Genomic DNA, 13,302 nt, shown 5'->3' on the forward strand with positions numbered 1-13,302 from the left:
TCCTGTTATTCGGTTACTGAGAGGGAGAGCCGTACATCGATGGATGTAGCGCGGTATTGGCTCTGTGTGCCGATGTAGCTGCCGGGTCCCTCGGAGAGCCTTGAAGAATGAAACGCATAGACGCGCTGGACGTCCTGCGCGGAGTGGCCATCATGGGCACCCTCGGCACCAACATCTGGATCTTCACCGATCCCGGGGGGCCCGCCGGATTCCTCAGCGGGGCTCCCGACGCCGGCGTGATCGAGACGTTTCTCCGGTTCCTGACCAACGGCAAGTTCCTCGGCCTGCTCACCCTGATGTTCGGCATCGGCCTGGAACTGCAGTACCGCAGCGCGGTCCGCAAGGGCCTGCGGTGGCCGGGACGGTACCTGTGGCGGGCGACCCTGCTGTTCGTCGAGGGCGCGCTGCACTACGTCCTGATCTTCGAGTTCGACGTGCTGATGGGCTACGCGGTCGTCGCGATGCTCGTCGCGTACCTGATCGGCCGGAGCGACCGGGCGATCACGCGCTGGATGATCGCCGCCGGGTCGGTGCACGTCGTGCTCGTCTCGCTGCTGACCGCGGTCCTGTACCTGGCCGGTGACCAGGCGCTCGGCGGCTCGACCGGCACCACCCGGTACACCGAGGGCAGTTGGCCGGAGCAGGTGGCCGCCCGCCTCCAGGACGTCCTGGCCTTCCGCAGCGAACTGGTCCTGATCATCCCGATGAGTGTGCTGCTCTTCCTGCTCGGCGTCCGCCTGATGCGCGCCGGTGTCTTCGAGGTCGAGCGCGGCGAACCGCTGCGCAGGAAGCTGGCCGTCCTCGGCCTGGGCGTCGCCGCGCCGATCAACCTGGTCACCTCCTTCGCCGGTCCCACCTGGTTCGCGGTCGACCGCTACCTCCTGCCGCCGCTGGTCGCCCTCGGCCTGCTCGGGCTGATCACCTCGATCGTGCTGCGCCTGGGCGAGCACCAGGGCGTGGTACGGCGCGGCCTGACGAGCGTCGGCAGGGCCGCCCTGTCCAGCTACATCCTGCAGAACCTGGTGGCGAGCGTCCTCTGCTACGGCTGGGGGCTCGGCCTGGCGGCCAGGCTCGACTGGGCCAGGCCGTGGTGGATCCCGGCGCTCTGGGCGGCGATCTGCCTGCTGCTCGCGGTGCTGTCCGCGCTCTGGCTGCGGCGCTTCTCCCGGGGGCCGGTGGAGCTGGCCTGGCAGTGGGCCTACGACGCGCCGCGCAGGCGGGAAAGTGTGACGCGTTGATCTCCGGGGCAGAGATCACCTGAAGTCGTATATAGCCGCCCCCGGGCTTGATGCAGGTACTCGTCCGGGGTGGGAAATGCGTCTGGAACTGTGGGCCGCGTGCGCCGTCACGCTCGGCCTGGCGACGGCCGGCTGCGCGAACGGCACGCACCGGGTGAAGGTCCTGCCGAAGCTCCCGGCCGCGGTGCCGATCGTGCCCCGGGCCTGCTTCGAGACCTACACCGACCCGAAGTCGGCCGCCAAGGCGCGCGCCGAACTGCTCACCGATGTCCGCCGCTACCTGGCCAGGCAGCCGGGACGGGTCGCGTTCATGGCCCACGACCTGCTCAGCGGGGTGTCGGTGGGGCATCGCGAGCACGAACACGGCATGATCACCGCCTCCGGCGCCAAGGTCGACATCCTCACCGCCCTGCTGCTGCGCCGCGGCCGGCTCTCCGGAGGCGAGAGCGATCTGGCGAAAAGAATGATCAGGGAGAGCGACAACGCCGCCGCCGACGTATTGTGGTGGCGGGTCGGCGGAGGGTACGGCATGAGCCGTACCTACCGCCGCCTCGGGTTGAGGGAGACCTCCCCGGGCCCCAGCAAGTACTGGGGCGGCACCAACACCAGCCCCGCCGACCGGATCCGCCTGCTGCGGCTGCTGGTCGAGGGCGGTAGGGGGCTGACCGCCGGGATCAGCGGACGGGTGCTCGGGCTGATGGAGAAGGTGGTGCCCGAGCAGGCGTGGGGCGTCAGCGCGGCGGCCCGCAAAGGGGACACGGTGGCGTTGAAGAACGGCTGGACGCCGCGGCCCTTCGTGCACCACACCTGGGCGGTGACCAGTTATGGGCGGATTCACGGGCCGGGCCGGGACCTGCTGCTGGCCGTGCAGACCGACCAGCAGCCCGGCCACGGCACCGGGATCCGGACCATCGAGGGCCTGTCCGAACTCGTCGGCGGTCGCATGCAGGCCCTCTCCCCGGTCCAGACGAGGCCCTGCCGCATGCGCCCCGACCTCCTGCGCGGCGCCCACCTGTGACCGCCTGGGCGGGCCGTATGGCAGGCCGGTCTACCCGGCTTCGGCGACCGTCCCGGTGGAGCCGTTGACGATGATCCGGGCGCCGCTGGTGAGGCGGTCGGTGGCGTGGGCGACGCCGACCACGGCCGGGATGCCGTACTCCCTGGCCACGACCGCGCCGTGCGAGTTGGCGCCGCCCATCTCCATCACCAGGCCGCCCGCCGTGAGGAAGAGCGGCGTCCAGCCGGGGTCGGTGGACGGGCACACCAGGATCTCGCCGGGCTCCACGTGCGCGCCCACGGGATCGAGCACGACCCTGGCCGGGCCGGTGGCCACTCCCGCCGACGCCGGAGTGCCGCTCAGCCCCGCCTCCCCGGCGGCTTCAGGGACCGGTGGGGCGACGGCCTCGGGCTCGGTGCCGTCGGAGAGCAGGATCCGGGGAAGGTGCCTGCGGCGGAGCTCCCGTTCGTAGGTCTCGCGCCGGGCGGTCACGGTCTCACGCAGGTCGGCGCCCGATCCGGCCTCGGCGAGGGTGACGAAGAAGACGTCCTCGGGGGCGTCCAGCAGGCCGCCGCGGGCGAGGTCCGCGCCGATCCCCGCGATCTGGGCGCGCAGCGCGGCGAAGACCCGCACGATGGCGAACTTCGGCAGCTCGCGCAGCCCGGCCAGCGCCCGGGTCCGGCCCAGCGCGAACCGCACCAGCGGGCCGCGGACCGGGCCCGCCCGCCTGCCCAGCGCCCTGATCGTGCGCTCGGCCTCGGCCGCGCCCTTGGCGAACAGCCGGTCCGGCGCCAGCTCGGGATCCTTGAGCCGCAGGTAGTTGGCGATCATGCCGATGACGTGCGTGGGGTCCTCCGACCAGCGGGGCAGCCCGAGGTCGATCTCCGCGACGGCCCTGTCCCCGTAACGGGCGAGGAAGGCGGTCAGCTCCTGCGGCAACTCCCGGGAGCCGTCCACGCGGAACAGGTCGGCGGGCGGGGTCTCCAGGAACAGGCGGGCGGTCTCGGGGTTCGGGCGGATCTGTTCGGCCAGGTGCCACAGCGCCAGGTCCATCTCGGTGGTCACGTTGTGGGGCAGGCCGCGCAGCACGGTCTGCAGCTCGCCCGGTCGGGCGCGGTCGCCCAGCAGGCGGGCGGCCAGCGCCAGCATCAGGAACCCGGCGAGGGGGACGGGGAGCATCCTCGGGGCGATCTGGGTGACGGATCGGGTGGCGAGCATGCGGGCGACGTGGTCGGCCCGTTCGGGGATGGACGCGCCGGGGGGCGGGGCCAGCCGTACCAGGAGGTCGTCGGCGACGCGTGCGGCGCGGTGGCGGGCGCGGTCGGGGGAGAGCAGCGCCTGCGCGAGCTGGATCGGGACGCGGTGGTGCAGGGCGATTCGGGTCAGGCGGCGTAGGAAGGGGAGCCAGGAGCGGCGGGTGAGGCTGAAGCGCGGGTCGTCGAAGAGGCCGCGCATGATCGTCGCCGAGCGGGCCTCCATGACGTCGAGCAGGCGCGGCGCGATCGTCCTGCCGGGCGAGCTGCGCAGGATGGCGGTGGCGTCGACGAACAGCCGCCCGCCCGCCTCGGCGAAGGCCACGCTGCCCGCCGTCGGCTCGGCCACCGGGAAACCCGCCAGCCTGGCCGCCCCCGAGGAGACGGCCTTGAAGGCCGACATGCCCATCGGGGTGAACGGCCGGTAGACGCCCTGGGCGACGCTGACGTTGAAGTACGCGCGCACGCCGCCGCCCCGGCGCTCGGGCAGCGGGTAGAGGGTGGTGATCGGCCTGGCCTGGGTCAGCCACAGTTCGCCGCCGGCGTCGATCGCCCACTCGGTGTCCTGCGGGGCGCCGTACACCGCCTCGACCTTCGCGCCGAGGGCCGCCAGTGCCCGCACCCGCTCGTCGGACAGGGACGCCCGCTCGTCGCCCGTCGGGACGTGTTCGACGCCGCCGCCGGGCAGGGGGCGGACGGTGAGGGTCTTGTCGCCGAGGCGGCGGTCCAGGATCCGGCCTGAGGCCAGGTCGACCACGAAGTGGTCGGGGTTGACCAGGCCGGAGACGACGCTCTCGCCCAGGCCGGGGGCGGCGTCGATGACCGCCTGGCGGCGGGTGCCGGTGACCGGGTTGGCGGTGAACATCACGCCCGCGGTCTCGGCCTGGACCATGCGCTGGATCACCACGGCCAGGCGTACCGTGCCGTGGTCGACGTCGTTGGCGGCGCGGTAGGCGACGGCGCGGTCGGTCCACAGGGAGGCCCAGCACTTGCGTACCGCGTCGAGCACGGCCTCTTCGCCGATCACGTTGAGGTAGGTGTCCTGCTGTCCGGCGAAGCTGGCGTGCGGCAGGTCCTCCGCCGTGGCCGAGGAGCGGACCGCGACGGGGCCGTCCGCGGCGCGCCGCACCGCGTCCGCGATGTCGGCGGGGACGGGGGCACGCAGGACGATCTCCCTGGCGCGGGCGGCTAGGGCGGGCAGCGCGGACGGCGGGGCGTCCCGCAGTTCGCCGATGACCGCGTCGAGCCCCGCGTGCTCGGTGACCCGCCGGTACGCCTCGGTGGTGACGCACACGCCCGGCGGGACGGGCAGCCCGGCGCGGGTCATGACCCCCAGGTTCACGGCCTTGCCGCCCACGAGCGCCGACATCGACCCCTCGATGTCCAGAAATTTCAGGATCAGGTCCATCGTGGCCTCCTGGCTCGCACGCTAATCCTCTACAGCGTTGAAGTCAACACATGATGAATTCGTGGGGTGGCATACAATGACATGTCACTGCGTTGTACGCGACGCATTGGATTGACCGCACGGCGGCCGCTTGTTGCGGTATCTACCCCGGTCGAAGCCCACCACGACGGTGCGCCCGCCCCGGGAGTCTCCGTCTTGACCTGGACGGAGACCCTTGAAGTCCTACCTGAACGTGCTCGCCACGCCCGGCGCGTGGCGCTTCCTGGCGCCCGCTCTCGTGGCCCGCCTACCGTACGCGATGACCCAGCTCGGCATCCTCCTCCTGGTGCAGTGGTCGACGGGCTCGTACGGCGCGGCCGGTGTCGCCGCGGCCGCCGCCGCGTTCTCGCAGGCGTTCGCCGGGCCGCAGACCGGCCGCCTGACCGACCGGTTCGGCCAGCCCCGCGTCCTGCTCCCGCAGGTCGCCGTGCACGCCGCCGCCATGGGCGCGCTGCTGACTCTGGCCGCCGCGCACGCCCCGATCGGCGTGCTGGTGGTCCTGGCCGCGCTCGCGGGAGCCTCGGTGCCGCAGGTCGGCGCGATGGTACGAGCCCGCTGGGCGCACACGCTCGGCGGCTCCCCGCGGCTCGGCACCGCGTTCGCGGTCGAGTCGATCACCGATGAGCTGACCTTCACCATGGCGCCCGTCCTGCTGGTCGCGCTGTCGACCGGTTTCTCGCCGGTGGTGGCCCTGCTGGTGGCGCTCGCCCTGATCGTGTTCGGCACGGTGGTGTTCGCGCTGGTCAAGGTGGGTGCGCCGGTCGCGATGCCGGTCAGGGTGCGCTCCGGCGGCGGCGTACTGCGGCTGCGCGGCGTGGCCCTGCTCGCCGCGGCGTTCCTCGCGATGGGCTCGGTCTTCGGCAGCCTGCAGGTCGGTATCACCTCCTTCACCGCCCAACTCGGCATGCCCGGCGCGGCGGGTCCGGTCTACGCCACGTTCTCCGGCGCGAGCGTCGCGGGCGGCCTCCTGTACGGCGCGCTGCGCTGGCGGATCGGCGCCCCCGTCCGCCTGGCCGCGGGCCTGGCCCTGCTCGCGGTCGCCACCACCGCCCTCACCGCCGCGACCTCCCTCCCCCTCCTGTACGGCGCCGCCGGCCTGGCCGGTCTCGTCATCGCCCCCGTGATCATCACCGGCTACACGATCATCGAACGCCTGACCCCCGCCGAGGTCAGAACCGAGGCGTTCACCTGGCTCACCGGAGCCATCGGCCTGGGCATCGCCACCGGCGCCGCCGTGGCCGGCCGCCTGGTCGACGAGGCGGGCCCGTCGCTCGCCTTCGTGGTGCCGCCGGTGATGACCGGCCTGGCCGCCGTACTCGTCCTGACCCGCCTGCGCAGCCTGCGCCCCCGCCCCGAGACCGCGCCCGAGACCGCGCCCGACGACGGGAGCGCGGCCATGACCGGCGGCGAGACGCTCACGAGTGCGCCTGGGCGAGCACGTCCTCGGGGATGACCTTCGGCACCCCGCGCAGGGTGTACAGGGCGAGCGCGGACAGCACCAGCAGCATCCCCGCCGTGGCCAGCGCGGTGACCTGCAGCGCCTCGACGAAGGCGGTCCTGGCGGCGGCGGTGACCGGCCCGGCCACCTCGGGCGGCAGCGACGCGGCGACGGTGACGGCCCCGCCCAGGCTGTCGGTGACATACGGCAGCTCCTGCGCGGGGATCCCGGCCGGGAGCCGCAGGTTGTCGCGGTAGGCGCCGCTCAGGATGCTGCCCAGCACCGCGATGCCCAGCGACCCGCCCAGCTCGAAGGCCGTCTCCGAGATCGCCGCCGCCGCCCCGGCCCGCTCCTTGGGCACCGAGGCCAGGATCGTGTCGTTGGTCACGGCGAAGGTGAAGCCGATGCCGATCCCGCCGACGAGCATGGCGGGCAGCAGCGACAGGAACGTGGTGCCGAGGTCGGCCCGGCTGTAGGCGAGGAAGGACACGGCCGACAGCAGCAGCCCCAGCGCCACCACGGCGTTGCGGCCCCACCAGGAGACCAGCCTGCCCGCCAGGACGCCGCCGACCATGCCCGCCATGCCGCCGGGCAGCGAGGCGAGACCGGCCTGCAGCGGTGTCCAGCCCAGCACCAACTGGAGGAACTGCGCGATGATCAGGCTGAGCGAGATCATCCCGAAGATGGCGAACAGGTTGGCGCCGACCGCGCCCGAGAACGCCCGGTGCCGAAACAGGCGGACGTCCACCAGCGGCTCGGCCAGCCGTACCTGACGCCAGGCGAACAGGGCGAGCACCACCATGCCGCCCACGGCCGCGACCGCGACGGTGCCCGCGAAGCCGTCGATCACGCCGGTCTTCAGCGCGTACACCACGGCCATCACGCCCGCGACGGACAGCAGCACGCTCAGCGCGTCGATGCGGCCGGGGTTCGGGTTGCGCGACTCGGGCAGCACCAGGATGCCGCCCACCAGGACCAGCGCCATCACCGGCAGGTTGACCAGGAAGACCGACCCCCACCAGAAGTGGTTGAGCAGCAGCCCGCCCACGATGGGGCCGAGGGCGAACCCGGCCGCGCCCATGCCGCTCCAGATGCCGACCGCCATGGTCCGCTCGGCCGGGTCGGTGAACACGTTGCGGATGATCGACAGGGTGGACGGCATGATGGTGGCGCCCGCCACGCCGAGCAGCGCCCTGGCCGCGATGAGCAGCTCGGTGTTCGGCGCGTAGGCGGTCAGGGCCGAGGCGGCGCCGAACGCGACGGCGCCGATCAGCAGCAGCTTCTTGCGGCCGATCCGGTCGCCCAGGTTGCCCATCGTGATCAGCAGGCCGGCCAGCGCGAAGCCGTACATGTCGCCGATCCAGAGTTGCTGGGTCGCCGTCGGGGCGAGGTCGGTGACCAGGCTGGGCAGGGCCAGGTGGAGCACGGTCAGGTCGATGGCGAGCAGGAGCTGGGCCAGGCAGGCGATGGCGAGGCTGCCCCACTTGACGGTTTTCATGGCGTCAGCGTCGTTTCCGGCGCTGACAGGTCACGCACCGTCCGCTGACCGCCCCCGTCCGGTGAGGGTCAGCGCCTGCTCCGGCGTCATCGTGGCCAGTCGGGCGGCGCCCTCCTCGTCGCCGTCGCGACGGCTCACCTCGGCCAGCCCGCCGATCGCCCGCGCGGACAGCGGCTGGTTGCCCGAACCGGCCAGGGTGAGCGCCCGGCCGTACCAGGCCCGCGCCGCGCCGAGGTCGCCCGCGTCGACGGCGACCTGGCCGAGGCTGAGGCAGATGGTGCCGCGGGTGTCCTCGGTGCTGTACCAGACGGTGGGGCACTCGGCGAAGGCCTGTTCCATCAGCTCGCGCGCCAGGACGAGGTCGCCACGCAGCCTGGCGATGCCGCCGAGCCCGTGGTGCGCGGTGGCGGTGATCTGCGCCGCACCCAGCCGGGCCGCCTGCTCGGCCGCGTTCAGGTAAAGTGCCTCGGCCTGTGCCAGGTCGCCCAGGTACGCCAGGCAGTCGGCCTTCCGGCAGACCAGCTCGGCCAGTTCCTCCTGCGCGCCGAGCTGCCCGGCGACGACCAGGGCCTCCTCGACCAGGTCGCGCGCCTCCCGGTAGTCGCCCTGGAGGTAGGCCAGGTCGCCGAGCCCCGTCAGGACGAGAATGGTGCCCCAGCGCTCGCCCAGCGAACGGAAGGCCGCCAGCGACTGCCGGAACTGCGCCTCGGCGCGGACCAGATCGCCCTGGTTCTGCCAGATGAAGGCCAGACCGGTGTGGCTGAGCGCGCGCCCCCACGGAGGCAGGCTGGCCGAATGCTCAGCGAGCAGGTCGAGGACCCGGTCGGCGCCGAGCTCGAACGGCGGCCCGGTGTACATGGGGATCAGCATGTTGAGGAACTCGTGCCGGTACGCCATGGGCTGGAAGGGCAACTGGTTCTTGAGCGCCTCCAGCCGGTCCGGCGTCTCCGGCATGTCATGGCGGTGGACGGCCGCCATGACCACGCACATCGCGTACTCCTCCGCGAGCCCGGCCACCGGCGCGGGCCCGATCGCGTCGAGCAGGTCGGCGGCCATCGCGCCGCCGGTGCCGCGCAGCCCGCGCATCCACCAATAGCAGGTCAGCGCGGCCAGCAGGCGCAGGGCGGTCTCGAACCGGCCCCCGTCGATCGTCCACCGCAGTGCGGCGTGCAGGTTGTCGCGATCCTCGTCGAGCACCTTCAGCCAGCTGAGCTGCCCGGCCGAGCGCAGGTGCGGGTCGGCGGTGACGGCCAGGTCGAGGTAGTGCCCGGCGTGCGCCAGCCTGAGCCCGTCCACCTCGTCCGCGTCGGCCAGCCGCTCGGCGCAGAACGCCCTGATCGTCTCCAGCATCCGGTAGCGTCCGCCGCTCACCGTGACCAGCGACTTGTCGGCCAGCGAGGCCAGCACGTCGATCGGGTCGTCCAGGTGCGGTCCGCACACCCGCTCCGCCGCCTCCAGCGTCGCCCCGCCGACGAACACGGTCAGCCGCCTGGCCAGCACCCGCTCGCTCTCCTCCAGCAGGTCCCAGCTCCAGGCGACCACGGCGCGCAACGTCTGGTGCCGGGGCAGCGCCGTACGGCTGCCGCGGGTCAGCAGCCTGAAGCGGTCGTCGAGCCGCGCGGCCACCTCGGCCACCGACAGCGTCCGCAGCCGGGCCGCGGCCAGCTCGATGGCCAGCGGCAGGCCGTCGAGCGCCCGGCAGATGCCCGCCACGTCGTCGGCGTTGCCGCCGTCCACGGCGAAGCCAGGCAGCGCGGCGGCGGCCCGGTCGGCGAACAGCCGCACGGCGGGGTTGCCCGCGGTCTCCTCGACGGGGACGCCCAGCGCGGGCAGCGGCAGCGGCGGGACCGGGCACATGGTCTCGCCGGTGATGCCGAGCGCCTCGCGGCTGGTGGTCAGGATGCGCAGGGCGGGGCAGCCGGCCAGCAGCCGGTCGGCCAGCGCGGCCGCCGCGTCGACGACGTGTTCGCAGTTGTCGAGGACGAGCAGCAGCCCGCGGTCGGCGAGTGCGGTCACCAGGCGGTCGGCCGGGTCGATCATCGGCCGGTCGTGTGCGGCCAGGATGGTGAGGTCGCGCAGGCCGAGCGCGTCGAGCAGCGCCCTCGGCAGGTCGCCGGCGGCGGTCACGGGGGCGAGTTCGACGAAGCAGACGTCGCCGGGGGTCCGTTCGGCCGCCTCCAGGGCGAGTCTGGTCTTGCCCGCGCCGCCGGGGCCGATGAGCGTGACCAGGCGCGCCTCGCCGAGCAGCGCGCCGAGCCGGGCCAGCTCGCGGTCGCGGCCGACGAAGCTGGTGAACTGGGCGCGCAGCCCCAGCCGGGACACGCCGGCGGCGGGGGCGCCGAGCGCGGGGTCGGCCCGCAGGACGGCCAGGTGCGCCGCCGCCAGCTCGGCGCCGGGCTCGACGCCGAGCTCCTCGTCGAGGACGCGCCTGCCCTCCTCGAAGGCGGCCAGCGCCTCGGCCTGGCGGCCGCTGCCGTACAGGGCCCGCATGAGCTGGGCGCGTGGTCGTTCGCGCAGCGGGTGAGCGGCGGTCAGCTCGGTGAGCTCGGCCACCAGCTCGCGGTGGCCGCCCAGTGCGAGCTCGGCCTCCACCCGGTCCTCGGTGGCGGCCAGCCGCTGCTCCTCCAGCCTGGCGGCGGCCGCCTCGGCGAGCGGGGCGTCGGCCAGCGCGGCGCCCCGCCACAGCCCGAGCGCGTCGCCGAGCAGCCCGGCGGCGGTGCGCGGGTCGCCCGCTCTGAGCGCCTGGCGTCCCTTCTCGGCCAGCCGCCGGAAGCGGTGCGCGTCGACGTCGCCGGGTTGGACGGCCAGGCGGTAGCCGCTCGGGTGGAACTCCACCAGGTCCTGTGCGCCCAGCGCCCGCCGGAGCCTGGAGACCTGCGACTGCAGCGCGTTGCCCGCGTTCGGGGGAGGGTCGCCGCCGTAGACGCCGTCGATGAGCTGGTCGGGCGGCACGATCCGGCCCGCGTCGAGTGCCAGCAGGACGAGTAGCGCGCGCCCCCTGGGCCCGCCCAGGGCGAGCGGACGGCCTTCGTCGTCGAGTACGCCCACTGGACCCAGGATGTCGAACCGCATACCCCGATTATCCCGATCAGGGCAGAAGTGCGACGACGTCCGCGTAACTGGGCAGCGGCGGCTCCTCTCCGGCCCGGCCCGTCACGGCCAGCGCGGTGGCCACGGCCGCCCGCAGGCTCGCCCGGTAGAGCAGCGACCCGGTGCTCACCCGGGCCACGCCCACCTCGGCGAGCTGCCCGACCGTGGGGCCGCCGCCCTGGTACAGGATGTTGAGCGGCAGCGGGGTCGCCCGCACGATCCGCTCGATCTCCGCCAGATCGCCGAGACCCGGCACGAACACGCCGTCGGCCCCCGCCTCCGTGTACGCCGTCACCCGCTCCAGCGTGTCGCCGGTGCTCAGCCAGTGGGTGTCGGTCCTGGCGTTGACGAACACGCCCTGTCCGGTGGCGGCCTCGACGACGGCTCGCTGGAGGGCGAGGGGGCGCAGGGAGCCGTCCGGGCGGCCGTCCTCGATGTTCACGCCCGCCACGCCGAGCCCGGCCAGTTCGGCGACCAGCCCGGCCACCTCGTCCGGGTCGTCGCTGAAGCCGCCCTCGACGTCCACGGTCACCGGGACCGGCAGGTTCCGCAGCAGGCGGGCCAGGGCGAGGGTCTCGTCCCTGGTGGCGCCGGCCGCGTCCGGCTTGCCGTACACGGCGGCGAGGCCCAGGCTGGTCGTGCCGACCGCGGCGAAGCCGGACGCGGCCAGCATGGCGGCCGAGCCGTAGTCCCAGGCGTTGGGCAGCACCAGCGGGTCGCCCGGCCGGTGCAGCGCGCGAAAGTCCGTCATCGTTCCTCCTGGAGAACCGTCTCGACCACGCCGGCCGCGATCGCGAAGGCATGCGCCGAACCGGGACAGGGCCGCACACCATGCCCGAAGGTGAGGTACGGCGAAGCCCCCCGCCCGGTGTCGAACCGCTCCGGCTCGGGAAAAACCGCCGGGTCGCGGTTGGCGGCCACCAGGTCCAGCTCGACGACCTCCCCGGCGCCTCCGACGGCGACCCTGCGAGTGGCCGCCAGCGGCGGGTCGTGCCTGAGCGTCTCGTGCAGCAGCCCCTCGACCGGCTCACCGGGCCCCAGCCGGTCCGCCCCGGCCAGAGCGTTGCGGACCAGCCCGGCGGTGGAGGCGTGCCCCTGCAGGAGCAGGGCGGCGCGGGCCACGGCGTCGGCCGTGTCCGTGCCGCCGACCAGGGTGAGCAGGGCGGCCACCGCCGCGTCCTGGGCGGGACCGCCGTCCCCCGACAGGTATCCGGTGGAGACCACGTCCACCACCCGGACCAGGTCCGCGGCCTCGGCGACGCCCAGCGCCGCACCGAGGACGGCGGTCTGGATTCCGGCCTCCACGACGCGCTCGCGCACCAGGAAGACGGGCGCCTCGCCCAGCTCGCCGACCAGCTCGCGGGTGCGTTCGGCGGCGGCGGCGCGCAGGCGGGCCGGGTCGAGCCCGTCGAGGTGCCGGACGGCCAGGCGGCGGCGCTCGGCGTGGATCTCGCCCGAGGCGAACCTGGAGACCTGCGCGCGCAACCAGCCCAGCGTCGCGTACGGCGCGTCCTGCCGGACCGGCGGCGGGATGTGGGACGGGTCGGCGAGCACGGCCCGTGCCTCGTCATGGCGGGTGATGAGCATGCCCACCACGCTAGGCGCGGATCGTTTCGGCCCCCGCCGAAGTGTCGCCGAGCGCGGCGGGGGCGATGTCCAGCAGCGAGCTCAGGTCGGCCAGACCGGTGTCGGTGACGCGCAGGGCGCGCTGGCCGCCGACGCGGGTGACCCAGCCGTGGTCGAGCGCGTGCGCGCAGAGGGCGGCGCCCGCGGTGCCGGCCAGGTGCGGGCGGCGTTCGGTCCAGTCGAGGCAGGACCGGGCCAGCGGGCGGGTGCGGGAGCGGAGGCCGACGAGGTCGATGCCGAGCCGGCCGAACCAGTCCAGGCCCGCCGGGGTGATGGAGAAGCCGGTGTCCTGGCGCAGCAGGCCCTTGCGGATCAGGGCGTCGGTGACCAGTACGCCCAGGCGACCGGCCAGATGGTCGTAGCAGGTGCGGGCCCTGGCCATGGCCTTGGTGGCGCCGGACGCGCGCAGCGACGAGGGGCGCGCGGCCCGGTCCGGTCGCACGTGCGCGGCCAGGTCCTCCAGGAGTTGGGCGGTGGCCGGGTCGGCGAGCCGTACGTAGCGGTGCTTGCCCTGGCGTTCCTCGGTCAGCAGGCCGCCGGCGACGAGCTTGCTGAGATGCTCGCTCGCGGTGGACGGCGCCACCCCCGCCAGCCTGGCCAGCTCGCCCCCGGTCCACGCCCGGCCGTCGAGCAGGGCCAGGCAGAACGCGGCCCTGGTCGGGTCGGCGATAAGGGCGGCGAGTGAGGCGAGGTCGTTGGCTGGCACATCTCCACG

The 13,302-nt window shown here is 73.9% G+C and carries 9 protein-coding genes; 3 read left to right on the forward strand and 6 right to left on the reverse strand.

Translation table 11 applies throughout. The annotated features are described in order from the left end of the window. The first annotated feature begins 107 nt into the window (after nucleotides 1-107). Both ABZ911_RS32775 and ABZ911_RS32780 read left to right on the forward strand, forming a co-directional pair. Nucleotides 108-1,238 (forward strand): DUF418 domain-containing protein, encoded by a 1,131-nt coding sequence (locus ABZ911_RS32775; protein WP_358064771.1) that lies wholly within the window; start codon nucleotides 108-110, stop codon nucleotides 1,236-1,238. Nucleotides 1,239-1,314: 76 nt separating this feature from the next. Beyond that, on the forward strand, nucleotides 1,315-2,256 hold the full coding sequence (locus tag ABZ911_RS32780) for a serine hydrolase (RefSeq protein WP_358064774.1): 942 nt from the start codon (nucleotides 1,315-1,317) through the stop codon (nucleotides 2,254-2,256). Between the two features lie 30 nt (nucleotides 2,257-2,286). On the opposite strand, the gene ABZ911_RS32785 is transcribed toward ABZ911_RS32780, so the two are convergent. Continuing rightward, nucleotides 2,287-4,896 carry a PEP/pyruvate-binding domain-containing protein gene (locus tag ABZ911_RS32785; protein ID WP_358064777.1) on the reverse strand — a complete coding sequence of 870 codons (2,610 nt, stop codon included), beginning with the start codon at nucleotides 4,894-4,896 and terminating at the stop codon, nucleotides 2,287-2,289. Between the two features lie 214 nt (nucleotides 4,897-5,110). On the opposite strand from ABZ911_RS32785, the gene ABZ911_RS32790 reads away from it, so the two are divergent. Continuing rightward, nucleotides 5,111-6,388 carry an MFS transporter gene (locus tag ABZ911_RS32790; protein ID WP_358064779.1) on the forward strand — a complete coding sequence of 426 codons (1,278 nt, stop codon included), beginning with the start codon at nucleotides 5,111-5,113 and terminating at the stop codon, nucleotides 6,386-6,388. On the opposite strand, the gene ABZ911_RS32795 is transcribed toward ABZ911_RS32790, so the two are convergent. Genes ABZ911_RS32795 through ABZ911_RS32815 form a run of 5 tightly spaced genes read right to left on the reverse strand, consistent with a single transcriptional unit; the run spans nucleotide 6,351 to nucleotide 13,293 of the window. Further along, complete coding sequence (locus ABZ911_RS32795; protein WP_358064782.1) at nucleotides 6,351-7,871, reverse strand: MFS transporter; 1,521 nt, start codon at nucleotides 7,869-7,871, stop codon at nucleotides 6,351-6,353. The two genes, ABZ911_RS32790 and ABZ911_RS32795, sit on opposite strands and share 38 nt — an antisense overlap. Nucleotides 7,872-7,901: 30 nt before the next feature. After that, nucleotides 7,902-10,943, reverse strand: a complete 3,042-nt coding sequence (locus tag ABZ911_RS32800; RefSeq protein ID WP_358064784.1) for a BTAD domain-containing putative transcriptional regulator — start codon at nucleotides 10,941-10,943, stop codon at nucleotides 7,902-7,904. 16 nt (nucleotides 10,944-10,959) lie between these two features. Next, nucleotides 10,960-11,712: an isocitrate lyase/phosphoenolpyruvate mutase family protein gene (locus ABZ911_RS32805; RefSeq protein ID WP_358064787.1), complete on the reverse strand. Its 753-nt coding sequence runs from the start codon at nucleotides 11,710-11,712 to the stop codon at nucleotides 10,960-10,962. Then, nucleotides 11,709-12,548, reverse strand: coding sequence for a cytochrome P450 (locus tag ABZ911_RS32810; protein WP_358064790.1), 840 nt, complete (start codon nucleotides 12,546-12,548; stop codon nucleotides 11,709-11,711). The genes ABZ911_RS32805 and ABZ911_RS32810 overlap by 4 nt, the downstream gene beginning before the upstream one ends. Before the next feature lie 10 nt (nucleotides 12,549-12,558). Continuing rightward, nucleotides 12,559-13,293, reverse strand: coding sequence for a winged helix-turn-helix domain-containing protein (locus ABZ911_RS32815; protein ID WP_358064793.1), 735 nt, complete (start codon nucleotides 13,291-13,293; stop codon nucleotides 12,559-12,561). Nucleotides 13,294-13,302 lie beyond the last annotated feature (9 nt).

Origin of the sequence: Nonomuraea sp. NPDC046570, from assembly GCF_040645915.1 — a bacterium.
In the GTDB taxonomy this organism is placed as follows: Bacteria; Actinomycetota; Actinomycetes; order Streptosporangiales; family Streptosporangiaceae; genus Nonomuraea.